At 60.2% G+C, this 24,022-nt stretch carries 23 protein-coding genes, 4 tRNA genes and 1 riboswitch; of the genes, 4 read left to right on the top strand and 23 right to left on the bottom strand.

Annotation, left to right across the window (positions count from 1 at the left end; all coding sequences use genetic code 11):
* The first annotated feature begins 8 nt into the window (after window positions 1-8).
* Window positions 9-188 (top strand): PA3371 family protein, encoded by a 180-nt coding sequence (locus ACYZUM_RS18560; RefSeq protein WP_222018608.1) that lies wholly within the window; start codon window positions 9-11, stop codon window positions 186-188.
* Here the strand turns inward: ACYZUM_RS18560 and phnN are convergent.
* Together phnN and ACYZUM_RS18570 are read right to left on the bottom strand one after the other, a co-directional pair.
* Window positions 163-732, bottom strand: coding sequence for a phosphonate metabolism protein/1,5-bisphosphokinase (PRPP-forming) PhnN (gene phnN / locus ACYZUM_RS18565; RefSeq protein WP_473060984.1), 570 nt, complete (start codon window positions 730-732; stop codon window positions 163-165). The two genes, ACYZUM_RS18560 and phnN, sit on opposite strands and share 26 nt — an antisense overlap.
* Before the next feature lie 120 nt (window positions 733-852).
* On the bottom strand, window positions 853-1,008 hold the full coding sequence (locus tag ACYZUM_RS18570; RefSeq protein WP_174377054.1) for a hypothetical protein: 156 nt from the start codon (window positions 1,006-1,008) through the stop codon (window positions 853-855).
* A 112-nt stretch (window positions 1,009-1,120) separates the two neighbouring features.
* On the opposite strand from ACYZUM_RS18570, the gene ACYZUM_RS18575 reads away from it, so the two are divergent.
* Window positions 1,121-1,447, top strand: coding sequence for an Arc family DNA-binding protein (locus ACYZUM_RS18575; RefSeq protein ID WP_003178899.1), 327 nt, complete (start codon window positions 1,121-1,123; stop codon window positions 1,445-1,447).
* A 241-nt stretch (window positions 1,448-1,688) separates the two neighbouring features.
* Here the strand turns inward: ACYZUM_RS18575 and mgtE are convergent, their stop codons facing one another.
* On the bottom strand, window positions 1,689-3,131 hold the full coding sequence (gene mgtE / locus ACYZUM_RS18580) for a magnesium transporter (protein ID WP_007963078.1): 1,443 nt from the start codon (window positions 3,129-3,131) through the stop codon (window positions 1,689-1,691).
* Window positions 3,132-3,452: 321 nt separating this feature from the next.
* Here mgtE and ACYZUM_RS18585 point away from each other — a divergent pair, with 321 nt between their 5' ends.
* Window positions 3,453-3,971 carry a cell envelope protein SmpA gene (locus ACYZUM_RS18585; RefSeq protein ID WP_473060985.1) on the top strand — a complete coding sequence of 173 codons (519 nt, stop codon included), beginning with the start codon at window positions 3,453-3,455 and terminating at the stop codon, window positions 3,969-3,971.
* 18 nt (window positions 3,972-3,989) lie between these two features.
* Here ACYZUM_RS18585 and ACYZUM_RS18590 read toward each other — a convergent pair.
* From ACYZUM_RS18590 to ltaE, 8 genes are all read right to left on the bottom strand, one after another.
* Window positions 3,990-4,066: transfer RNA gene (locus tag ACYZUM_RS18590), tRNA-Arg, on the bottom strand.
* 72 nt (window positions 4,067-4,138) lie between these two features.
* Window positions 4,139-4,215 (bottom strand) — tRNA-Arg (locus ACYZUM_RS18595).
* A gap of 71 nt (window positions 4,216-4,286) precedes the next feature.
* Window positions 4,287-4,363: transfer RNA gene (locus ACYZUM_RS18600), tRNA-Arg, on the bottom strand.
* Between the two features lie 107 nt (window positions 4,364-4,470).
* Window positions 4,471-4,561, bottom strand: a tRNA-Ser gene (locus ACYZUM_RS18605).
* Window positions 4,562-4,623: 62 nt separating this feature from the next.
* On the bottom strand, window positions 4,624-4,812 hold the full coding sequence (csrA, locus tag ACYZUM_RS18610; RefSeq protein WP_002554426.1) for a carbon storage regulator CsrA: 189 nt from the start codon (window positions 4,810-4,812) through the stop codon (window positions 4,624-4,626).
* A gap of 188 nt (window positions 4,813-5,000) precedes the next feature.
* A complete protein-coding gene (locus ACYZUM_RS18615; protein ID WP_025112914.1) occupies window positions 5,001-6,242 on the bottom strand; it encodes an aspartate kinase in 1,242 nt (413 codons plus the stop codon).
* 90 nt (window positions 6,243-6,332) lie between these two features.
* The gene (alaS, locus tag ACYZUM_RS18620) at window positions 6,333-8,951 is read right to left on the bottom strand and encodes an alanine--tRNA ligase (protein WP_473060986.1); all 2,619 of its coding nucleotides are present in this window, start codon (window positions 8,949-8,951) and stop codon (window positions 6,333-6,335) included.
* A gap of 146 nt (window positions 8,952-9,097) precedes the next feature.
* Entirely contained in the window at window positions 9,098-10,102 is a 1,005-nt protein-coding gene (gene ltaE / locus ACYZUM_RS18625) for a low-specificity L-threonine aldolase (protein ID WP_473060987.1), read from the bottom strand.
* Between the two features lie 188 nt (window positions 10,103-10,290).
* A riboswitch (FMN riboswitch) is annotated at window positions 10,291-10,462 on the top strand.
* A 101-nt stretch (window positions 10,463-10,563) separates the two neighbouring features.
* Between ltaE and ACYZUM_RS18630 the strand changes: the two genes are divergently transcribed.
* Window positions 10,564-11,073, top strand: a complete 510-nt coding sequence (locus tag ACYZUM_RS18630; protein WP_041066540.1) for a 6,7-dimethyl-8-ribityllumazine synthase — start codon at window positions 10,564-10,566, stop codon at window positions 11,071-11,073.
* Window positions 11,074-11,202: 129 nt separating this feature from the next.
* Here ACYZUM_RS18630 and astE read toward each other — a convergent pair whose 3' ends face one another.
* From astE to ACYZUM_RS18690, 12 genes are all read right to left on the bottom strand, one after another.
* A complete protein-coding gene (gene astE, locus ACYZUM_RS18635) occupies window positions 11,203-12,213 on the bottom strand; it encodes a succinylglutamate desuccinylase (protein WP_473060988.1) in 1,011 nt (336 codons plus the stop codon).
* A 12-nt stretch (window positions 12,214-12,225) separates the two neighbouring features.
* The gene (locus ACYZUM_RS18640; protein ID WP_041066534.1) at window positions 12,226-12,513 is read right to left on the bottom strand and encodes a hypothetical protein; all 288 of its coding nucleotides are present in this window, start codon (window positions 12,511-12,513) and stop codon (window positions 12,226-12,228) included.
* A gap of 57 nt (window positions 12,514-12,570) precedes the next feature.
* The gene (gene astB, locus ACYZUM_RS18645) at window positions 12,571-13,917 is read right to left on the bottom strand and encodes an N-succinylarginine dihydrolase (RefSeq protein WP_473060989.1); all 1,347 of its coding nucleotides are present in this window, start codon (window positions 13,915-13,917) and stop codon (window positions 12,571-12,573) included.
* 142 nt (window positions 13,918-14,059) lie between these two features.
* Window positions 14,060-15,529: a succinylglutamate-semialdehyde dehydrogenase gene (astD, locus tag ACYZUM_RS18650; protein ID WP_222019370.1), complete on the bottom strand. Its 1,470-nt coding sequence runs from the start codon at window positions 15,527-15,529 to the stop codon at window positions 14,060-14,062.
* Window positions 15,526-16,551: an arginine N-succinyltransferase gene (astA, locus tag ACYZUM_RS18655; protein WP_027612638.1), complete on the bottom strand. Its 1,026-nt coding sequence runs from the start codon at window positions 16,549-16,551 to the stop codon at window positions 15,526-15,528. The genes astD and astA overlap by 4 nt, the downstream gene beginning before the upstream one ends.
* Window positions 16,552-16,602: 51 nt before the next feature.
* Window positions 16,603-17,622, bottom strand: coding sequence for an arginine/ornithine succinyltransferase subunit alpha (gene aruF / locus ACYZUM_RS18660; protein ID WP_025112905.1), 1,020 nt, complete (start codon window positions 17,620-17,622; stop codon window positions 16,603-16,605).
* Window positions 17,623-17,825: 203 nt separating this feature from the next.
* Window positions 17,826-19,046: an aspartate aminotransferase family protein gene (locus tag ACYZUM_RS18665; RefSeq protein WP_047295848.1), complete on the bottom strand. Its 1,221-nt coding sequence runs from the start codon at window positions 19,044-19,046 to the stop codon at window positions 17,826-17,828.
* 409 nt (window positions 19,047-19,455) lie between these two features.
* Window positions 19,456-20,448 carry a transcriptional regulator ArgR gene (gene argR / locus ACYZUM_RS18670; protein ID WP_047295850.1) on the bottom strand — a complete coding sequence of 331 codons (993 nt, stop codon included), beginning with the start codon at window positions 20,446-20,448 and terminating at the stop codon, window positions 19,456-19,458.
* A 246-nt stretch (window positions 20,449-20,694) separates the two neighbouring features.
* A complete protein-coding gene (locus ACYZUM_RS18675) occupies window positions 20,695-21,459 on the bottom strand; it encodes an ABC transporter ATP-binding protein (RefSeq protein ID WP_003227281.1) in 765 nt (254 codons plus the stop codon).
* Between the two features lie 23 nt (window positions 21,460-21,482).
* Window positions 21,483-22,595, bottom strand: coding sequence for a M14 family metallopeptidase (locus ACYZUM_RS18680; protein WP_473060990.1), 1,113 nt, complete (start codon window positions 22,593-22,595; stop codon window positions 21,483-21,485).
* 1 nt (window position 22,596) lies between these two features.
* Window positions 22,597-23,295, bottom strand: coding sequence for an ABC transporter permease (locus ACYZUM_RS18685; RefSeq protein ID WP_041066510.1), 699 nt, complete (start codon window positions 23,293-23,295; stop codon window positions 22,597-22,599).
* Window positions 23,292-23,981, bottom strand: coding sequence for an ABC transporter permease (locus tag ACYZUM_RS18690; RefSeq protein WP_003227287.1), 690 nt, complete (start codon window positions 23,979-23,981; stop codon window positions 23,292-23,294). The genes ACYZUM_RS18685 and ACYZUM_RS18690 overlap by 4 nt, the downstream gene beginning before the upstream one ends.
* Between the last annotated feature and the right edge of the window lie 41 nt (window positions 23,982-24,022).

The raw sequence follows: 24,022 nt of genomic DNA on the forward strand, positions 1-24,022 counted from the left end.
AGTACAGCATGTCCAAATCAGCCGCAGGATTTCTGATCCTCGCCTTATTGAGTGGCGTTGTGCATTTTTCGCTGTTCGAGGAAACCGAAGTCACCCTGCCGCTGATTGGCTGCGGCGTGTTTGTAGTGTTGTTTGTGCTGGCCCTGGTGGCTGGGCGCAAGATCAAGTTTGATCCGGTGCTGCGTTAAGCCGCATCAAGTCCAGCAGTTGCTTGACGGCGGCTGTCAGGTCGCCCGAGTTGTCGATCAGATGCACGGGCAAGTCAGTGGCCCTTCTATCCTTGAACTGCGCATTGCGCGCCAGCCTCGCATCAATCTGCTCAGGTGTTTCCCGGCCGCGCCTGAGCAGGCGTTCACGCAAAACCTCATCCTTGACCGTCAGCAGCACCGGCAGCAATGTCGGATACCGCTCATGCGCCTGACGCAAATTCGCCCGTGAGCCATTTACCAGCACGGATCGCCCTGCACGCAACCGTTCATCCATTTCTGCCGGGATGCCATAAGCCAGCCCATTGGCGTGCCAGAAAAGCGAGAAATCCCCGACCTGCTGGCGTCGTTCGAATTCTTCGGGCGTTACGCCGATGGCATCCTCACCCACCGATTCCGCTGATCGGGTAATCACCCTGCGGATGATTTCGCAGTTCAACTGGCGCAATGGCTCACGCGCGGCCTCGATCAGGCTGTCCTTGCCTGAACCGGAAGGTCCCATCAAATAAATAAGCCTGCCATCCATCCTGAAAACGCCCTCCAATGGGGGTTTGCCCTAGTAAATCGGCAAATTGCCACTATCCTGTACAAGTAGGGATCAAGGAGTGAAAGCCGCATAGCATGCACGTTCTGACGTCTTCGGACATCAATAGATGTGCAACAGGAAGCGGCCAGTGATGCGGGCCAAGGCAAAGTTTTCAAACCAGTCCGCATTTCTGATAATTGGTGCTGGCATTACGCCTTTACCCAGCTCAATATTTGTCACAGAATTGACGCCAATGATCTGGCAATTTTGAGGCATGATGCGGGCCTCTTAACAATTCAGGTTGAACCATTTGGCGCGGATGCTTGTCCTATCACACATCCTGCGGCCAATCCCGAGAACCGCTCCCCTGAACTAACCGGTTAAATATATGCGCCCATTGAAACAGGCAATTTATTCCAGCCGTACGGCTGACAAGTTTGTCGTACGTCTGCCAGACGGAATGCGTGAACGCATTGCCGAGGTGGCTCGCAATCATCATCGCAGCATGAACTCCGAAATCATTGCGCGCCTTGAGCAGAGTCTTATTCAGGAAGGCGCACTGGGCGAAGAACTGAGCATGCGCCTGGACAGTCCGGAGCTGTCGCTGCACGAGCGTGAGCTGCTGCAACGCTTCCGTCAGCTGTCGCACCGTCAACAGAACGCTCTGGTGTCGCTGATTGCTCACGACGCCGAGATGGCCGCAGACGCGTCCTGAGTAACACCGAACATCTCAAGCCAGCTTAAGTGCTGGCTTTTTTTTGCCTGAAATCTGCCCCCGAGTAAACCTTGTGGCGAGGGGATTTATCCCCGATGGACTGCGCAGCAGGCCCTCTTCCGGGGTCGCTGCGCAACCCATCGGGGATAAATCCCCTCGCCACAGATCAATACACAAGCACAGATAACTACACAGGCACAAAAAAGCCCGCCATTTCGGCGGGCTTTTGCATGGTGGCGAATCAGAGCAGAAAGATCGTCGCCAACCCCAGGAAGATGAAGAAGCCACCGCTGTCGGTCATGGCCGTGATCATCACGCTGGCGCCCATCGCCGGGTCGCGGCCCATCTTGGCCAGTGTCATTGGGATCAACACCCCCATCAGCGCCGCGAGCAGCAGGTTGAGGGTCATCGCTGCCGTCATCACCACGCCCAGCGACCAACTGCCATAAAGCAGGTAGGCGACCACACCGATCACCCCGCCCCAGACCAGACCGTTGATCAACGCGACCGCCAGCTCCTTGCGCATCAGACGCGAGGTGTTGCCGGTGCTGACCTGGTCCAGCGCCATGGCGCGCACGATCATGGTAATCGTCTGGTTACCGGAGTTACCCCCGATACCCGCCACGATCGGCATCAGCGCCGCCAGCGCCACCAGCTTCTCGATCGAGCCTTCGAAAAGACCAATCACCCGCGACGCAACAAAGGCGGTGATCAGGTTGATCGCCAGCCACGCCCAACGGTTGCGCAGGGATTTCCAGACGGAGGCGAAGATGTCTTCCTCTTCGCGCAGACCCGCCATGTTGAGGACTTCGCTTTCGCTCTCCTCACGAATCAGGTCGACCATTTCGTCGATGGTCAGACGGCCGATCAGCTTGCCGTTCTTGTCGACCACCGGGGCCGAGATCAAGTCGTAACGCTCAAACGCCTGAGCAGCGTCATAGGCGTCCTCGTCCGGGTGAAAACTCACCGGATCGCTGGCCATGACTTCAGCCACCTGCTTCTCGGGGTCGTTGACCAGCAGACGCTTGATCGGCAGTACGCCCTTGAGCACGCCGTCGTAATCGACCACGAACAATTTGTCGGTGTGGCCCGGCAGCTCCTTGAGACGACGCAGGTAACGCAAAACCACTTCGAGGCTGACGTCCTCACGGATGGTCACCATCTCGAAGTCCATCAGCGCACCGACCTGCTCCTCGTCATAGGACAAGGCCGAACGCACACGCTCGCGTTGCTGCTGGTCGAGCGTTTCCATCAGCTCATGGACGACGTCTCGCGGCAGCTCGGAGGCCAGGTCAGCAAGTTCGTCGGCGTCCATGTCCTTGGCCGCAGCCAGGAGCTCGTGATCGTCCATGTCGGCGATCAGCGTTTCACGAACGGAATCGGATACTTCGAGAAGAATGTCGCCGTCGCGATCAGCCTTGACCAGTTGCCAGAGCGTCAGACGGTCGTCCAGCGGCAGGGCTTCAAGGATGTAGGCAACGTCAGCGGAGTGCAGATCATCGAGTTTGCGTTGCAGTTCGACGAGGTTCTGCCGGTGAACCAGGTTCTCGACCCGGTCGTGGTGCGCGCCTTCCTGGCGATGAGTCAGGTCTTCGACGACCTTTTGGCGCTGCAACAGCTCAACCACCTGAGCCAGGCGATCCTGCAGGCTTTCCTGTGTTTTCTTTACTTCGATTTCGGACATAGGCGAACTCCACTCCCAGCAGCGGGGCACGCCGGAAGGATCAATCAGTCAATTCATGATTGGTGAAACGGGCTACTGAGTAACTACTGGGTAAGTCCATGGAGGTTTTCCATAAGCCCCGGCGGGGCTGACGGGCGCAATGATACACCGCCTGACGGTTTTAAACGTTAAAAAATCGCGGTCGAAACAAGCGCTTGCGCAACAAAGCTGAGTGCTGTCCTGACCCGTGCAGATGCGACGACTCATCTTGAAAAGAAAACACACCGGCGTTGAAAAATGTAGCGACTACCCTTGAGCGTAGACCGTCATGGAGGACGTCGAATGCTATCCAGAACATCCCGTTTTGTAGTCGCCAGCCTGCTCTGCCTGCCACCCGCCGGGGCCGCTACCACCCTTCACCGATGCGAAGCGCCCGACGGCGGCATCACCTTCACCAGCCTGAGTTGTGCCAACGATGAGCAGCTCTCGGTGCAGCAGGTTCACCCTTACATGCCCGGCTCCGTCGTGCCGATCATGCCGGAACACAATCACGAAGAAATATCCGGTATGACAATCAAGGGACGTGAACCGGGCATCGTTGGCCGTCTGGAGGACAAATGCGGCAACCTGATCAATGCCAGGCAGCGCCGCGAAGCGATCATCAATCGTCGCGTTATCGCCGGAATGAGCCAGCGGGATGTCGAGAGCGCCCTCGGCAAACCGGACAAGGTGAGTATTCGAACGTCGACAACGAGCTATCGCTATGACCTGAAACGAGGCCGTAGTGCTCAAGTCGATTTTGATGAGAGGGGATGCGTGAAAGGAAAAACCAAATCGCAGACAACAAAAAGCCCGCGTTAAACGCGGGCTTCTTGAATATGGTGCACTCGACAGGATTCGAACCTGTGACCGCTCGGTTCGTAGCCGAGTACTCTATCCAGCTGAGCTACGAGTGCATTTTGTGTTTTTAAACCAGACCACAACTGGCTGAAGCCAAGTTACCTGCATCACTGCAACTAACTCTTAAATGGTGCACTCGACAGGATTCGAACCTGTGACCGCTCGGTTCGTAGCCGAGTACTCTATCCAGCTGAGCTACGAGTGCATTTGTGTTTTTTGACCAGACCACAACTGGCTGAAGCCGAGTTCTTTATATCGCTATAAACAACTCTTAAATGGTGCACTCGACAGGATTCGAACCTGTGACCGCTCGGTTCGTAGCCGAGTACTCTATCCAGCTGAGCTACGAGTGCATTTGTTGCGCCGCATTATAGCCCGTCTAATCTCTATTCCAACCACTTTTTCTAATAAATTCAACAACTTACAGAAAAAGCCAGATTACAACGTACTAAGCAAATAATGGCGGAGAACGGGGGATTCGAACCCCCGACACCCTTTTGAGGTGTACTCCCTTAGCAGGGGAGCGCCTTCGGCCACTCGGCCAGCTCTCCGCAACACGGGGCGTATATTAACCACCTTCTTCCCCGTTTGCAAACATAAAAATCGATAAAAATTAATGGCTTGGTTCTTCGTCCTTCTCTTTCTTTATACGCAGGTAAATTTCCTCACGGTGCACGGCAACCTCTTTCGGGGCGTTGACGCCGATGCGCACTTGATTTCCTTTGACGCCGAGCACGGTCACGGTGATTTCGCCATCACCGATAATCAGGCTTTCTGCGCACCGACGAGTCAGAATCAGCATACCTTTCTCCTCACGCATTTCATTTCAGGGACAACAGTCTGCAAAAAAAAGGCACCCGACCTACAACCGGAGCGATCGTAGCCCTATATGCCTGAGTATTGACCAGCGCGAGCAAAAGAACAGTTCAGGGGCTCGCGCCATTCAAAAAATAAAGGGCGCGGTCAGACCGCGCCCTTCAGGTGACCGGATTACTCGCCCTGACGGGCCGGAGCGTCCAGTTCGAAAGCCGTGTGCAGGGCGCGCACAGCCAGTTCCAGGTATTTCTCTTCGATCACCACGGAAACCTTGATTTCCGACGTCGAGATCATCTGGATGTTGATGCTTTCCTTGGCCAGGGATTCGAACATGCGGCTGGCCACGCCTGCGTGGGAACGCATGCCGACGCCGACGATCGATACCTTGGCAATCTTGGTATCGCCTACGACTTCACGGGCACCGATCTCGCGAGCGGTGTTTTCCAGCACGGTCTGTGCGGCCTGGTAGTCGTTGCGGTGCACGGTGAAGGTGAAGTCGGTGGTGTTATCGTGCGCGACGTTCTGCACGATCATGTCGACTTCGATGTTCGCGGCACTGATCGGGCCGAGAATCTTGAACGCCACGCCCGGGGTGTCTGGCACGCCACGGATGGTCAGCTTGGCTTCATCGCGGTTGAAAGCGATGCCGGAAATGATCGGCTGTTCCATGGTTTCCTCTTCATCAATAGTAATGAGGGTGCCCGGACCCTCCTTGAAGCTGTGCAGTACGCGCAGCGGAACGTTGTACTTGCCGGCGAATTCCACCGCACGGATCTGCAGCACCTTGGAACCGAGGCTGGCCATTTCCAGCATCTCTTCGAAGGTGATCTTGTCCAGACGCTGAGCGACTGGCACCACGCGCGGGTCAGTGGTGTAGACACCATCGACGTCGGTGTAGATCTGGCACTCGTCAGCCTTCAATGCAGCCGCGAGTGCCACGCCCGTGGTGTCGGAACCGCCACGACCGAGGGTGGTGATGTTGCCGTGCTCGTCGACGCCCTGGAAACCGGCGACAACCACCACGCGACCTGCTTTCAGATCACCGCGAATCTTCTGGTCATCAATCTGCAAGATACGCGCTTTATTGTGCGCACTGTCCGTCAGGATCCGCACCTGATTACCGGTGTACGACACCGCCGGCACACCGCGCTTGATCAGCGCCATGGCCAACAGGGCAATCGTCACCTGCTCACCGGTGGAAACGATCACGTCCAGCTCACGTGGAACCGGTTGCACGTCGCCACTGATTTGCTTGGCCAGATCGATCAGACGGTTGGTTTCGCCGCTCATTGCAGACAGCACAACCACCAGGTCATCGCCGGCATCGCGGAATTTCTTAACCTTGTCGGCGACCTGCTCGATTCTCTCGACAGTGCCGACCGAGGTGCCTCCAAATTTCTGTACGATCAAAGCCATTTCAAAGCCGCCTCTGCCCATGAAGGGCGCCCAATAATCACTCGAACAGCCGCTGGGCCCGCCACTAGACTGCGGGCCCGACGGGCCGTCTTATAAACCCTGCTCGACGAATGGAACGGTCAGCGCCAGTGCGCCATCCAGTGCGCCGGCGTCAACACCGCCGCCCTGCGCCATGTCCGGACGACCACCGCCCTTCCCGCCCACTGCCGCAGCAGCCTGTTTCATCAAATCACCGGCTTTGAGTTGGCCAGTCAGGTCCTTGGTTACGCCTGCAACCAGTACGACCTTTTCCTCATGGACACTGCCGAGCAGGATCACTGCGCGGCCGAGTTTGTTTTTCAGCTGATCGACCAGCGCCAGCAGCGCCTTGCCGTCCTGACCATCCAGACGTGCGGCCAGCACCTTCACGCCTTTGACGTCGACTGCCGAGTTCGACAGATCGTCGCCTGCAGCGCTGGCGGCCTTGGCCTGCAACTGCTCGAGTTGCTTTTCCAGCGCGCGGTTACGCTCCAGCACGGCCGACAGCTTGTCGATCAGATTGTCGCGGCTGCCCTTGACCAGGTTGGCCGCTTCCTTGAGTTGTTCTTCTGCAGCGTTCAAGTAGGCCAGTGCCGCAGCACCGGTGACTGCCTCGATACGACGCACACCCGATGCCACACCGCCTTCGCTGATGATCTTCAGCAGGCCGATGTCGCCGGTACGGTTGGCGTGGATACCGCCACACAGCTCGACGGAGAAATCGCCGCCCATGCTCAGCACGCGCACGTTGTCGCCGTACTTCTCGCCGAACAGCGCCATCGCGCCCTTCTGCTTGGCGGTTTCGATGTCGGTTTCTTCAGTTTCAACTGCGGAGTTCTTGCGGATCTCGGCGTTGACGATGTCTTCCAGCGCTTTGATCTGCTCCGGCTTGATCGCTTCAAAGTGGCTGAAGTCGAAGCGCAGACGCTGGCTATCCACCAACGAACCCTTTTGCTGAACGTGCTCGCCCAACACCTGACGCAGCGCAGCGTGCAGCAAGTGAGTCGCGGAGTGGTTCAGCGAGGTCGCGTGACGCACTTCGGCATCGACGTGGGTTTCCACTGGCGCGCCGATGGTCAGGCTGCCGGAATCCAGCACGCCGTGGTGCAGGAACGCGCCGCCGGTCTTGGTGGTGTCACGGACGTCGAAACGTGCGTTACCGGCCTGCAGGAAACCGCAGTCGCCGATCTGGCCGCCGGATTCAGCGTAGAACGGCGTCTGGTTCAGGACGATCACCGCCTCTTCGCCTTCACTCAAAACGTCGACCGACTGGCCATCTTTATAGATAGCGACGATTTTTGCCGAGCCGCTGGTGTCGGTGTAGCCGGTGAACTCGGTAGCCACATCAACCTTGACCAGGGTGTTGTAATCCAGACCGAACGAGCTGGCCGAACGCGCACGCACGCGCTGGGCTTCCATTTCACGCTCGAAGCCGACTTCGTCGACGGTCAGGCCACGCTCGCGAGCGATGTCAGCGGTCAGGTCCATCGGGAAACCGTAGGTGTCGTAGAGTTTGAACACCACGTCGCCCGGCACTACGGTGCCTTTGAGTTCCAGCAGATCCTGTTCGAGGATCTTCAGACCGTGCTCAAGCGTCTTGGAGAACTGCTCTTCTTCGGCCTTGAGTACGCGCTCGATGTTGCTCTGCTGCGACTTCAGTTCCGGGAAGGCTTCGCCCATCTCGGCGACCAGCGCCGCGACGATCTTGTAGAAGAAGCTGCCAGTGGCGCCCAGCTTGTTGCCGTGACGGCAGGCGCGACGAATGATCCGGCGCAGCACGTAACCGCGACCCTCGTTGGACGGCAGTACGCCGTCGGCGATCAGGAAACCGCACGAGCGGATGTGGTCGGACACCACTTTCAGCGACGACTGATCGCCGTTTTCGCAGCCGATCGCTTCAGCCGAGGCTTTGAGCAGGTTCTTGAACAGGTCGATGTCGTAGTTGGAATTGACGTGCTGCATCACCGCACTGATCCGCTCCAGGCCCATGCCGGTGTCGACCGACGGCGCTGGCAACGGATGCAACACGCCATCGGCGGTGCGGTTGAACTGCATGAACACGTTGTTCCAGATCTCGATGTAACGGTCGCCGTCTTCTTCCGGCGAACCCGGTGGGCCGCCCCAGATGTGGTCGCCGTGATCGTAGAAAATCTCGGTGCACGGGCCGCACGGGCCGGTATCGCCCATGGTCCAGAAGTTGTCGGACGCGTACGGCGCACCTTTGTTGTCGCCAATGCGGATCATGCGCTCGACCGGCACACCGATTTCTTTGGTCCAGATGTCATACGCTTCGTCGTCGGAGGCGTAGACGGTGACCCAGAGTTTTTCCTTCGGCAGTTTCAGAACGCCGGTCAGGAAGGTCCAGGCAAAGGTAATCGCGTCGTGCTTGAAATAGTCACCGAAGCTGAAGTTACCGAGCATTTCGAAGAAGGTGTGGTGCCGAGCGGTATAACCGACGTTTTCCAGGTCGCTGTTCTTGCCACCGGCACGCACGCACTTCTGGCTGCTGGTTGCGCGGGTGTACGCGCGCTTTTCCTGGCCCAGGAAGCAGTCCTTGAACTGGTTCATCCCCGCGTTGGTGAACAGCAGGGTTGGGTCGTTGCCCGGAATCAAAGAGCTGGAGGCTACACGGGTGTGGCCTTGCTCTTCGAAGAAGCGAAGGAAGGCTTCACGGATTTCTGCGCTTTTCATTAGGTTCTTCCACGGAGGCTGCGGCCAAAGGCCTGTACGAAACGTCAACAGACGAAACGACGGCAAAGGGCCGCATTATATCGGCCCTTCGCGCGGGGTACAGCGTGTTTATACGATAGTAACGGTCAATTGGACGGCTAACGCTGTCACTTGCGCGAAAACTCGACGAATGTCGCGATCACTTGCTCGATTTGCGAGCGATTGACGTCCATGTGCGTGACCATGCGCAAGCGCGCAGCGGCGCTCAACTTGATCCCGCGCTCGGCGGCAAACGCCTTGAGCGCTTCGGCACGGTCGCCCATTTGCACGTAGACCATGTTGGTCTGCACCGGCTCGACGCTGAACCCGGCCTCGCGCAGGCCTTCGGCCAGATAGTGCGCGTTGGCATGGTCATCCGCCAGACGCTCGACGTGGTGATCCAGCGCATACAGCCCCGCCGCCGCGAGCAAACCGGCCTGACGCATGCCGCCGCCGACCATTTTGCGCAGGCGGCGGGCCTTGCCGATCAACTCGGCTGAACCACACAGCACCGAACCCACCGGCGCGCCAAGGCCTTTGGACAGGCACACCGACACCGAATCAAAGTACTGAGTGATTTCCCGTGCATCGACGCCCAGCTTGACCGCCGCGTTGTAAAGGCGCGCGCCGTCGAGGTGCAGTTGCAAGCCTTTATCCTGAGTGAAGCGCCGGGCGCGGGCCAGATACTCCAGCGGCAGCACTTTGCCTTGCATGGTGTTTTCCAGCGCCAGCAAACGGGTCCGGGCGAAATGGAAGTCGTCCGGCTTGATCGCTGCCGCGACCTGTTCCAGATCCAGCGAACCGTCGGCCTGCACTTCCAGCGGCTGCGGCTGGATCGAGCCGAGTACCGCCGCGCCGCCACCCTCGTACTTATAAGTGTGCGCCTGCTGGCCGACGATGTATTCGTCGCCACGTTCGCAGTGCGCCATCAGGCCCAGCAGATTGCTCATGGTGCCGGTCGGCACGAACAGCGCAGCGGCGAACCCCAGGCGCTTCGCCAGCTCCGCCTCCAGACGATTGACCGTCGGATCTTCGCCGTACACATCGTCACCGGTGGCCGCCGCCGTCATCGCGTCGAGCATGGCAGGAGTCGGTTGGGTAACGGTGTCGCTGCGAAGATCGATAATGCTCATGAACCTGGCCTCAGAGTCAGCAGGGGAAATCCCTTTTCGAAGGTGAATTACTGCCGTCATGGCGCCGTTTTATCAACCCTTGAATGAGAAAAGGTCAGATTACTTCTTGAGAACACACTCCCACAGGTTCTGTGCAAGGCCGGAAAATATGTGATAAAAACGCTGCGCCGCCCGAGAACGGGCGGCAAAAACGTTCTCAGGGCGGGGTGTAATTCCCCACCGGCGGTAATTGCGCGCAACGCGCATAGCCCGCGAGCGCTTGACGACGGACACTGCATTGGCGGCGCACGACGACAAGGTCAGCAGACCCGGTGTGATTCCGGGGCCGACGGTCATAGTCCGGATGAAGAGAGAACGGGATTGACGCCAAAGGGCCGCCCGCGCGCTTGTCTGCTCGTGCGTACCCTTGAATCCCTTTCGATTCATAACGCCCTGTTTTTCACACAAACAGGAGTCAGAACATGCAACCCACCGCTATCGACAGCAAAAGCAAACACCCCCACGGCGAACGCGTTGCGTTCATCCAGGCCTGCTGGCACAAGGAAATCGTCGACCAGAGCCGTAAGGGCTTCGTCGCCGAAATGCTGGTTCAGGGTTATCAGGAATCGGACATCGATTTCTTTGAAGTCGGCGGCGCCTTTGAAATGCCTCTGCACGCCAAGTTGCTGGCCAAGACCGGCCGTTATGCCGGCATCGTCGCGGCTGCTCTGGTCGTGGACGGCGGCATCTACCGTCACGAGTTTGTTGCCCAGTCAGTGGTCAGCGGCCTGATGCAGGTGCAGCTGGAAACCGAAGTGCCGGTGTTCTCGGTATCGCTGACCCCGCATCACTTCCATGCCGGTGAAGAGCACCAGAAATTCTTCTTCGAGCACTTCGTGCACAAGGGTCAGGAAGCGGCGCGGACTTGCGCGGATACGCTGCAGAAGGTTCGCGCACTGCGTCGCAGTGAGCCGCGCGCAGTCGCCGTCTGACCACAACGCTCCCCTGTAGGAGCTGTCGAGTGAAACGAGGCTGCGATCTTTTGATCGTCTAAAAACAAGATCTAAAGATCGCAGCCTTCGGCAGCTCCTACAGGACTTTCTGTCAGCTCAGAGACGGCATCAGGCGAGATGTTCGTCAGTGGCCGGCACGATCAGGATGCCCGCGCGCAAGCCGTTCTTGACCTTGGGATTAGGGAAGATGATCCGCGCGCCCTCTTCCTCGATGATCCAGCGGGTATTGGCCAGATCTTCGGCCAGCACATAACCCACATCCAGTTCGGAAAAGTTTTCGATGTCCACCGGCAGGTTCAGGCGGAATGCATCGCTGTGCTTGATGATTTCCCGGGCGACGCTGAACAGCTGCAAACCCTCCAGTCCCTGTGCAGCCAGGTCCGGCTCATTGCCTTCGATGATCTGCTTCAGGCGGGTTTCCAGGCGTGAGACATCCACCCCTTGGTTCTGCCCGAATGGCCGTGCCTTGCCCAGCTCAAGAGTGAAAGCCTCGGCGCCGAGCTTGTCGTAGGTGTAGGAACTGAACACGATCGACGGTTTGTTCTGCAGCAGCACCGCCTCCATCCCGGCGGCGCGCAGACGCGCCAGTTCGCGACGCGAATGCTGACGTCCTTCTTTCCACGGGTACAGGGCGAACTGCTCGATCTTCGAACCACGAATCGCAGTGTGCAGGTCGTAGTGCAGACGCTGACGGTCCGGCAGGCTGAAGAAACTCGCCGCCAGGCGTTCCAGCTCGCAGGCGCGGATGGCTTCGGAACCGCTGGTTTGTTCATGCCGGCCGTTGAACAGCCGATTGACGTCCTGCTCGACGAAGCGCTCGCCCTTGCGAATCGCTTCCGGGTTGCCGAACAGGAACAGAATGCGTGCGCGCGGTTTCAGATCGCCGCGAGCGATGTCATGCAGCAGCCGGTCGAGCAATTCGATCGGCGCTGTTTCATTGCCGTGGATACCTGCCGACAGCAGCAGGTCCAGGCCATTGTCGCGCGCTTCGGGTGGCCGGACTTCCAGCGCACCCTCGCTCAGCCAGCGCATGCGCACGCCTTCGACAGTCAGTTGAGTCTTCTCCGCCGGTTCGCGGCCGGCGAGGGTCAGTTCAAGCAGTTTGCCGAGGGCGAGCATAGAGCGGTTTCCTTAGTGATCGTGGTTGCAATCCGGGCCGTGCACGTGGTCTTCGTCGCCGACGTCAGCCGGTTCCATCTCCAGTTGCAGACTGACCAGATTAGTTGCCAGTGGGCGCAGCAGCAGGTTGGCGTACTCTTCGTCACCTTCCTCGACGTCCACGCCGATCAGCAGCTGGCCACGGCCGTCCTGCTGGATCCACAGCTCTTTGCCTTGCCACATGACCGCGACGCGGGTGCACGAGGTTTGCAGTTGCGTGCCGTCGGTGTCTTCAAGGATCAGCTGCAGGGAATCGCTCATGTTTTTACTCTCTTGGGGAGACAAGCCGCGCGTCGCGTTCAGACGACGCGCCGGCCATCAATTGATCTGGAATGGATAAACCGCGCCCAGTTTAAGGATTTGCGTCAGTTCATCCAGTGCCGTCCGGCATTCAAGCAGCAATTGCGGGTCCGCCAGATCGGTTTCGCTCAGGCGGTCGCGGTAGTGCTTTTCAACCCATGCGGTCAACGAACCGTACAACGGTGCGGTCATGATAACCCCTGGGTTGACTGCTGCCAGCTCGGTTTCGTTGAGCGCGACGCGCAGTCGCAGGCACGCCGGGCCACCGCCGTTCTGCATGCTTTGCTTGAGGTCGAAGACTTTGACTTCGCGGATCAGGCCGCCGGAGCTGGTCAGACCTTGCAGGTAGTTCCACACGCGCTCGTTGCCACGGCATTCCTCCGGCACGATCAGCAGCATCGAGCCATCCGGACGCGACAGCAGCTGGCTGTTGAACAGATAGGAACGCACCGCATCATCCACGGTGACCGCCGAACGCGGCACGCAGATCGACTGGAACTGGCCGCCGACCTTGGCCAGTTTGCCCTGCAACTCGGCCAGCATCTGTTCGGTGTCGAGGAACGCGTCCTCGTGATAGAACAGCACCTCGCCGTTACCCACCGCGATCACGTCGTTGTGGAATACGCCCTGGTCGATCACCGCCGGGTTCTGCTGGGCGTAAACCACGCCTTCGTCACGCAGACCGTGCAGACGCGCCACCGCTTGCGACGCTTCCAGAGTCTGGCGCGCCGGGTACTTTTGCGGCGCCGGGTAGCGAGTGTCGAACGCACTGCGACCGAACACGAAGAACTCGACACCGGCCTCGCCGTACTCACGGCAGAAGCGCGTGTGGTTGGCCGCGCCTTCGTCACCGAATTGCGCCACCGCCGGCAACGCGGCGTGATGGGCGAAGTGCTGCTGATCGGCGAACATCGCGCCGAGCACGCGGCTGGTGGTCGGGTGTTCGATACTGCGGTGGTATTTGCAGTTGAGGTTGGCGGCGGTGAAGTGCACGCGACCGTCAGCGGTGTCGGCACTCGGGCTGACGGTGGCGGCATTCGCCACCCACATGCTCGACGCCGAGCAACTGGCAACCAGCAACGGCATGGCTTCTTTTGCGGCGCGCTCGATCACTTGCGCGTCGCTGCCGCTGAAACCCAGGCGGCGCAATGCGGCCACGTCCGGACGCTCCTGCGGCGCCAGCACGCCTTGCTGAAAGCCCATTTCCATCAGCGCTTTCATTTTCGCCAGGCCTTGCAGCGCCGCTTCCTTCGGGTTCGAGGACTGCTGGCTGTTGCTCTGGGACGCGACGTTGCCGTAGGACAGACCGCCGTAGTTATGGGTCGGCCCCACTAGACCGTCAAAATTGACTTCATAGGATTTCATCAGCGAGGCTCCACGAGAATCTGTTGTTATAGGCTTCAGTAACTAACTGTTCAGTGCGACCGCGTCGCGGCTTTCGCGAGCAGGCTCGCTCCCACAGGGAAATGCATTCCAATGTGGGAGCGAGCCTGCTCGCGAATAGGCATCACACCATTTTCACGCCAGGCGTCAGGGCCGCAGGCAACACCAGGCTCGGGGTTTCCAGCGAGGCCACCGGGTACGCGCAATAATCCGCCGCGTAATAGGCACTGGCGCGATGGTTGCCCGAAGCGCCGACACCACCGAACGGCGCGCTGCTCGCGGCACCGGTCAGTTGTTTGTTCCAGTTGACGATACCGGCGCGGCTTTCCAGCCAGAACTGCTGATAACGATCTTCGGAATCCGACAGCAAGCCAGCCGCCAGGCCATAAGCGGTATCGTTGGCCTCAGCGATCGCCGCAGCGAAATCGGCGTAGCGGATCACTTGCAGCAACGGGCCGAACAATTCTTCGTCCGGACGCTCGGCCACGGCGGTCACATCAAGAATGCCCGGGGTCAGCAAGGCCGATTGCGCTTGCGGCTGAGTCATCGCCAGCAGCGATACCGCGCCATTGGCCAGCAGATGTTGCTGGGCATCCATCAGCGCTTTCGCCGCGCCAAGGGAAATCACCGAGCCCATGAACGGCGCCGGCTGTTGATCGAACGCACCGACTTCGAGGGTCGCGCTGACGTCCACCAGACGCTTGAGCAGGCTGTCGCCCCACGCGCCTTGCGGCACCAGCAGACGACGCGCGCACGTGCAGCGCTGGCCGGCAGAGATGAAGGCCGACTGAATGATCGTGTAAACGGCTGCGTCCAGATCAGCGACCTGATCGACCACCAGCGGATTGTTGCCGCCCATTTCCAGCGCGAGGATCTTGTCCGGACGCCCGGCGAACTGCTGGTGCAGGTGATTGCCGGTGCGGCTCGAGCCGGTGAAGAACAGACCGTCGATGCCCGGGTTCGCCGCCAGGGCGATACCGGTTTCGCGAGCGCCTTGCAGCAGGTTCAACACGCCGGCCGGCAAACCGGCTTCGATCCAGCACTTGACCGTCAGCTCGGCGACTTTCGGCGTCAGCTCGCTTGGCTTGAACAGCACGCTGTTACCGGCCAGCAGCGCCGGCACGATGTGGCCGTTCGGCAAGTGGCCCGGGAAGTTGTAAGGGCCGAATACCGCCACCACACCGTGCGGCTTGTGGCGCAACACGGCGGTGGCGTCGCCCAGCGGGCCGCTCTTCTCGCCGGTACGTTCGCGGTAGCTCTGCACCGAGATCGCAATCTTGTTGACCATGCTGGTGACTTCGGTCGCGGCTTCCCACAGGGGCTTGCCGGTTTCCTCACCGATGGTGCGGGCCAGTTCGTCGCTGTGGTTTTTCAGGGCGGCGGCAAAGGCTTCGAGGACGCTGATGCGCTCATCCAGCGAACGCCGTGCCCAACCCGGAAAGGCCTGACGCGCCGCCTGCACGGCGGACTCGACCTGAGCGGCGGTGGCGCCCTCCCCCGACCACAGCACTTGCTGGGTCACCGGATTCAGCGACTGGAACGCTTCGCCCTGACCGGCCAGCCATTCACCTGCGATGTATAGCGAATTCATTATTTCGACTCCCGAGCAGCAGACAACGCCACGGCGCGCACTTGATCGCCGGCGTTGAGTTGAAGACGTTTGGCGGTCAGCGGATCGACCACCAGCGTGCCGGCGGCCAGGCGGGCCGGGGCAGCCGTAATGCGGCAGTCTTCGCGCTTGCGGTTATGGATGATGAACGGCGTGGCGTCATCGCCCGGTGTACCGATCGCCAGCACCAGCGCTTCGCTGTCGCGCACCGCGCGGATCTTGCTGGTTTCGCACTCGATGGCCGGGCCGGCATCGAAGATGTCGACGTAGCCCTGATAGCTGAAACCTTCGCTCTTGAGCATCGCCAGCGCCGGCTCGGTGTCCGGGTGCACCTGACCGATGACGTTGCGCGCATCCGGCGACAGGAAGCAGGTGTACAGCGGGAATTTCGGCATCAGTTCGGCGATGAACGCCTTGTTGCCGACGCCGGTCAGGTAGTCGGCCTGGCTGAATTCCATCTTGAAAAAGTGCCGACCGAGGCTTTCCCAGAACGGCGAACGACCGGCCTCATCGGAGACGCCGCGCATCTCGGCGATGATCTTGTTGCCGAACAGTTCCGGAAACTCGGCGATGAACAGCATGCGTGCCTTGGACAGCATGCGGCCGTTCAGGCCGGTGCGGTAATCGGCGTGCAGGAACAGCGAGCACAGCTCGGAGTTGCCGGTCAGGTCGTTGGCGAGGAACAGCGTCGGAATCTCGCGATAAATGTTCAGTTCTTGCGAGGCGCTGACGGTCAGGCCGACGCGGAAGTTGTACCACGGCTCACGCAGACCGACCGCGCCGGCAATGGCGGAAATCCCCACCACGCGACCGTTGTCGTCTTCGAGCACGAACAGGTAGTCCGCATCGCCACGGCCGGCTTCGCCGCGAAAGGTCTTCTCGGCCCAGCCGACCCGGTGAGTCAGGCGTTCTTCGTTGGCCGGCAACGTGGTCAGGCCGGTGCCGGTGCTGCGGGCCAGGTCGATCAGCGCGGATAAATCGCTGCTGCGTACGGGACGAACAATCATGCTATCTCCTCAAACGGGCCGCCTTCGCCACCCGTGAAACTCGCTAAGGCGTTAAACCGCCACCAGGCGCACGCTGGCACCTTCACCGACGCCCAGGGCTTCGGCTGCTTCCAGATCCAGGGTCACCGGTTTGCCCGGCGCGTAATCGAGTTCCAGCAGCACCGCGCGGTAATCCTGCAACTGCGCGTTGGCCACCAGATACTGGCGCCCGGCACCTTTGACCGGTTCGCCGATCTTCACCGGCACCACACGGCTCTGGGCGATCGAACGGATCCCCGAAACACGCGCATGCAGGGTCGGGCCACCGTCGAAAATGTCGATGTAGTGATCGGTCTCGAAGCCTTCGCGCATCAGGATGTCGAAGGTGATCTGCGCACGCGGGTGCACTTGGCCCATCGCTTCCTGAGCGGAATCCGGCAACAGCGGCACGTAGATCGGGTAATGCGGCATCAGCTCGGCGAGGAACGTGCGGCTCTTCAGGCCACACAGGCGCTCGGCTTCGGCGTAGTTGAGGTCGAAGAAGTTGCGGCCGATTGCATCCCAGAATGGCGAGTCGCCGTTCTCGTCGCTGTAGCCGACAATCTCGGTCACCACCGAATCGGCGAAACGCTCCGGGTGACTGGCAACGAACAGCAGGCGACCACGGGAGTTGAGCTCGGCCCACGGCGACCCCACCAGTTCACGCTGCACGTAGAAACTGGTCAGCAAGCTGTTGCCGGTCAGGTCGTGGCATTGCGAAAGCACGTGGATCTTGTTGTGGATCTTCAGCTCACGGGAGGCGTGAACGAAGGTCTCGTTGCGGAAGCTGTAGAACGGCTCCGAGTAGCCGGCCGAGGCGACAATGGCCGAGCAGCCGACCAGTTTGCCGGTGGCGGTGTCTTCAAGAACGAAGAAGTAACTCTCCTCGCCGTTGAAACTCACTTCGGCAGCGAACGAGGCTTCGCTCGCGGCGATCTTGTCGCTCAGACGTTCCACGTCATCCGGCAAGGAAGTGACACCAATCGGACTGTCCGCAGCCAGACGCTGTACCTCGCCCAGATCAGCCATTTGCGCAGGGCGCATCACCAGCATGGTGTCACTCCTTTCTCTTATAAAAATCACAGAAAAAAACACCGGATACTGTGGGAGCGAGCCTGCTCGCGAAAGCGGTCTATCTGTCAGCAAAAATGTTGACTGACACGCCCTCTTCGCGAGCAGGCTCGCTCCCACAATGGAACTCGCCCGGTATCAAAATTGGGTTCGACGCCCGATATCCCCGGGCGCCGAAGGGTCTATCAGGCTTGCGTCAGTGCGGCGGCGGCGCGTTCGAAGCGGTCGAGACCGGCGTCGATATCGGCGTCTTCCACCACCAGGCTCGGGGCAAAACGAATCACGTCCGGCCCGGCCTGCAGAATCATCAGGCCTTCTTTTTCAGCGGCGTTGAAGATGTCCTTGGCTTTGCCTTTCCAGGCATCGCTCAGCACGCAACCGATCAACAGACCGAGGCCACGCACCTGAGTGAACAGGCCGTATTTCTCGCCAATCTGCTGCAGGCGGGTCTTGAATTTGTCGTGCTTGGCGTTGACGCCGTTCAGCACCTCGGGGGTGTTGATCACGTCGATCACCGCTTCGGCTACCGAACACGCCAGCGGGTTGCCGCCGTAAGTGGTGCCGTGGGTACCGACCACCAGATGCTTGGCCAGCGCTTCGGTGGTCAGCATCGCGGCGATCGGGAAACCACCGCCCAGGCTCTTGGCGCTGGTCAGAATGTCCGGGGTCACGCCGTAGTGCTGGTAAGCGAACAGATGGCCGGTACGGCCCATGCCGGTCTGCACTTCGTCGAACACCAGCAGCGCGTTGTGCGCGTCGCACAGTTCACGGGCACCTTGCAGGTAAGCCAGTTCGGCCGGCAGTACACCGCCCTCGCCCTGGATCGGTTCGAGCACGACCGCACAGGTCTTGTCGGACACCGCCGCTTTCAGCGCGGCCAGGTCATTGTAAGGAACGTGGGTGATGCCGGTGATTTTCGGACCGAAACCGTCGGAGTACTTCGACTGGCCACCGACGTTGACGGTGAACAGGGTACGGCCGTGGAAGCTGTTGAGCGCAGCGATGATCTCGTACTTCTCGCTGCCGAAACGGTCGAACGCCACGCGACGGGCCAGCTTGAAGGCAGCCTCGTTGGCTTCGGCGCCGGAGTTGCAGAAGAACACGCGCTCGGCGAACGTGGCGTCGATCAGCTTGTGCGCCAGGCGCAGGGCCGGCTCGTTGGTGAACACGTTGGACACGTGCCACAGCTTGTTCGCCTGTTCGGTCAGCGCACCGACCAGCGCCGGATGCGCATGGCCCAATACGTTAACGGCAATCCCGCCGGCGAAGTCGATCAGCTCGCGGCCGCTCTGGTCCCAGACGCGGGAACCGGCGCCACGCACCGGAATAAAAGCGGCAGGCGCGTAGTTGGGAACCATTACCTGGTCGAAATCAGCGCGTTCTACCGCAGCGTGCTCAACGGACATCGGAGTCTCCTGAAGAGGAACACCCGCCTGAAACTGGCGAGCGATGGGGGGATTGTAAGGACAGTTTTCAGCCCGGCCTTGTCGCCAAGCGACAACTTCTTATAGCGCAAACCCCGGATTTTCCCGGGTTTACGGCAATGCGACATATAGCGTCGCAAAGGCGCAGTTTAACTGGCCGCAGCCGTTTGCGGCAGCTTGCTGATTTGTACCCGAGAACGAATTGGCGAGTGCGGTATATATGTACCGCACATCACCCTGAAGAGCCGTTTTTACCGGGCGGACTTTTCCAGCGCAGGCAACCGCCCACGCGCCGAAACAACCGGGCAACCCGATACACCCACGAAGAGAGATGAAAGAGGCCGGGGTCGACGCAGCGAAACACTCGGCCCACCCCTGAAATGGACGCGGATCAACCGCGCTCTGGCGGCACCGACGACAGTTCGAAAGGACTGCTGCTGCGTCGCTGATTGCGATCTTCCCGCGGCGTCGCGCCGAAGAAGTTGCGGTAGGCACTGGAGAAATGCGGCCCGGAAGAGAAACCGCAGGACAGGCCGATCTGGATGATCGACTTGCTGGTCTGCATCAACATCTGCCGGGCCTTGTTCAGGCGCAATTCCAGGTAGTACTGGCTCGGCACGCGGTTGAGGTATTGCTTGAAGATCCGCTCCAACTGGCGACGGGACACGCACACGTGCTGGGCGATTTCGTCAGTGGTCAGCGGTTCTTCGATGTTGGCTTCCATCAGCAACACCGCTTGCGTGAGCTTCGGATGGCTGGAACCGAGGCGGTTCTGCAGCGGAATGCGCTGGCGTTCGCCGCCCTCGCGGATGCGCTCGACCACCAGTTCTTCGGACACCGCACCGGCCAGCTCGGCCCCATGATCACGGGCCAGCACCGCCAGCAGCAGATCCAGCACCGACATGCCGCCACACGCGGTCAGGCGATCGCGGTCCCAGTCGAACAGGTGACTGGTGGCGATGACTTTCGGGAAGCGTTCAGCGAAATCGTCCTGCCAGCGCCAGTGTACGGCTGCACGATAACCGTCGAGCAGACCGAGTTGCGCCAGCGGATACACACCCGCCGACAGACCACCGATCACGCAGCCGGCACGCACCAGTTGCTTGAGCGCGCTGCTGAGGGCCGGGGCCAGGGTGGTCGGCGGCTCGTCGGCGAGCAGGAACAGTTTCTGGAAGTTTTCCAGCTTGCCGGTCCAGGCTTCGCCGGGCAGTTGCCAGGCTCCGTCGGCCGCCGCTTCAGGATTGGCTTCGGCCTGCAGGAACGACAGTTCGTAAACCACCTCCGGATGCACCCGCTGAGCAACACGCAAGGCCTCCTCCGCCAGCGCCAGCGTCAGAGCTTTAGTGCTGGGCCAAATCAGGAAACCAATTCGATGGGCAGTCATGGGCGGGCAATCCGAAACGAAGAACGGTGATGAAGGCATGGGCCAATGCTAGCCCGTAAATGAACGCAAATCTCGAAACCTGCACAGCGCCCACTGTAGGAGCTGTCGAGTGAAACGAGGCTGCGATCTTTTGAATTTCAAAAGCAAGGGCAAAAGATCGCAGCCTTCGGCAGCTCCTACAGGGGATTGGAGCCAGCCTTCAGGCTGCGAAGCATGCACTATTCCGGTGCATATCGGCAGCTCTGATTACTTCAAGCTGCCCGACAGGAACTGCTGCAGACGCTCCGATTGCGGATTGACCAGCACTTCGCGCGGGTTGCCGCTCTCTTCCACCACACCTTTGTGCAGGAACACCAACTGGTTCGACACTTCACGGGCGAAGCCCATCTCGTGCGTGACCACGACCATGGTGCGACCTTCCTGAGCCAGCGCTTGCATCACCTTCAGAACGTCGCCCACCAGTTCCGGATCGAGCGCCGACGTCGGTTCGTCGAACAGCATCACTTCCGGCTCCATCGCCAGCGCACGGGCAATCGCCACACGCTGCTGCTCGCCACCGGACATGTGCCCCGGGAACGCGTCTTTACGATGGGCCACGCCAACCTTGTTCAGGTAGTGCTCGGCCTTCTCGCGCGCTTCAGCCTTGGACACGCCCAGCACGTGGACCGGCGCTTCCATGATGTTTTCCAGCGCGGTCATATGCGACCACAGATTGAAGTGCTGGAACACCATCGACAGGCGCGAACGCATGCGCTGCAGCTGTTTCGGGTCAGCGGCTTTCAGCGCGCCGTCTTTGTTGGCCACCAGCTTCAGCTCTTCGTTGTTGAGCAGGATCTTGCCCGCGTGCGGCTGCTCAAGCAGGTTGATGCAGCGCAGGAAAGTACTTTTGCCGGAGCCACTGGAGCCGATGATGCTGATCACATCGCCGGCTGCCGCTTTCAGGGACACGCCCTTGAGCACTTCGTGACTGCCATAGCGTTTATGCAGGTCTTGGACTTCAAGTTTGTACATGCGGTCGGTTCTCACAAAAACAGTCAGTCGTTGAGCAAGCGCCCGTGACGCAGCGCTTCGCGCCCCGCCACCTTGGCCAGCCAGAAACCGGGTTGGGCATAGCGCAGCCGTTCAATGGCAAACAGCACCCCGGAGGTACCAGCACACACCGTGCTGACCCGATCGGACACAGGATCGATCACTTCGAAAATCTCATCCCCGGCTTCAACCCACTCGCCGGGTTTACGCAGAAAACTCACCACACCGGGGTGCGGCGCCAACAGTAATTCAGTGCCTTCGAACGGCATGCCTTCACACGGTTCATTGGCCGGTTTTGGCCACTCGCCAGTGATCAGGCCTTGCTCGGCGAGGAACGCCAGAATGCCTTCGGCCCAGGCCAGCGCATCGACGCGGTCGGTATTGGCCTGACCGCCCAGCTCGACAGTCGTCGCCAGGCACGCCAGCGGAATCTGCGCGTCCGGGAACTGCCGCGACAGGCGCAGCCACGGCAACGAGCACGCTTCATCGAAGGAGCTGCCGCCGGAATCTTCCGCCAGCAGACCGACCTTCACATTCAGGTGCGCAGCCAGCGAACGCCACTGCGGCCAATGTTGCGGCAGTGCATACATGTGCAGCGCGGCTTCGGCATCGCAGTGCAAGTCCAGCACCACGTCAGCGGTGCAGGCATGGCTGAGCAACACGCGCTGCATGCCTTGCAACTGGCTGCTCGCCTCGGGCAATGCCGCCAGATGATCAGCCATGGCCTGACGGATCAGGCGAATGTTGGCGTGCGGATCGTCACCGAGACGCTCGGCCAGCGCCGCTGCAACCGGCGCGCTCAGCTCGACGAAATCGCGGTTGAAATTCTTGCCGCTGCCCGCCTCGAAACGCCCCTGATGATTGCCTTGCAGCAATTGGCCGAGGCCCAGAGGGTTGGCGACCGGCACCAGCTCGATCACGCCGTTGAGCAGGCCTTGGGCTTCGAGTTCGCCAAGGCGCTTTTTCAGCTCCCAGGCGGTGCGCATGCCCGGCAGTTCATCAGCGTGCAGGCTGGCCTGAATGTAGGCCTTGCGCTCGCCCTGACCGAAACGGAAGACCGAAATCTTGCGCTCGCTGCCCAGATGGCTCCACGGCAATACGTGGTCGATGCGTTCCATATCAGTGCTTCCGCGGGGCCAGGTAGCTCAGCCAGCGACGCTCGGCCAGCTTGAACAGCTTCACCAGAATGAAGGTCAGGCACAGGTAGAACAGGCCAGCGGTGATGTACGCCTCGAACGGCAGGTAGTACTGCGCGTTGACGGTACGGGCCGCGCCGGTGATGTCGATCAGGGTCACGATGGACGCCAGACTGGTGGTCTGCAGCATCATGATCACTTCGTTGCTGTATTGCGGCAGCGCCCGACGCAAGGCCGATGGCAACAGGATGCGCTTGTACATCTTGAAGCGCGACATGCCCATCGCCTTGGCGGCTTCGATCTCGCCGTTCGGCGTGGCCTTGAGGCTGCCGGCGATGATTTCGGCGGTGTAGGCGCTGGTGTTGATCGCGAAGGCCAGGCACGCACAGAACGTCGCGCTGGACAGCCACGGCCACATGAAGCTTTCACGTACCGCTTCGAATTGCGCCAGACCGTAGTAGATCAAGAACAGCTGCACCAGCATCGGTGTGCCGCGGATCACGTAGGTGTAGAGCCACGCGGCGCCGTTGACGATCGGGTTCTTGGAGACGCGCATCAGGCCCAGCGGCAGTGCCGCCAACAGACCGAACAACAGCGACAACGCGAGCAGTTTGAGGGTGGTCAGCAGGCCGCCGAGGTACAGCGGCATGGCCTCCCAAATGACGTTGTAGTCGAAGATCATAGATCAGCCGCCCTTACGCCTACCGAGTAGCGCTTCTCAAGGTGACGCAGCGCCAGCAACGAGACGCTGGTGATCACCAGGTACATCGCCGCCACTGCGAGGAAGAAGGTGAAAGGCTCGCGGGTGGCGTCTGCCGCCTGCTTGGCCTTGAACATCATGTCTTGCAGACCGACCACCGAAATCAGCGCGGTGGCCTTGGTCAGCACCAGCCAGTTGTTGGTGAAGCCAGGAATCGCCAGGCGAATCATCTGCGGCACCATCACCCGGAAGAACACCTGAAAACTGCTCATGCCGTACGCCATGCCCGCTTCGGCCTGGCCCTTGGGGATCGCCATGAACGCGCCACGGAAGGTTTCCGACAGGTAGGCGCCGAAGATGAAACCGAGCGTGCCGATACCGGCGGCCAGCGGGTTCAGGTCGATGTAGTCGTCATAGCCAAGCATCGGCGCGACGCGGTTGAGCAAGTCCTGACCGCCATAGAAGATCAGCAGGATCAGCACCAGGTCGGGAATCCCGCGGATCACCGTGGAATACAGATCGCCCAGCCACGCCAGCCAGCGAATCGGCGACAGGCGCAACGCGACTCCGATCAGCCCGAGAACGATGGCCAGGGCCATGGACGACAAGGCGAGCTGAAGCGTCAGCCATGCGCCATCGAGGATGACAGCCCCGTAGCCTTTCAACATGATTCAGGTCCTCGAAAGTTGGGATGAAAAAATGGCGCAAA

The sequence above is a fragment of the Pseudomonas sp. m6p genome (assembly GCF_055760375.1).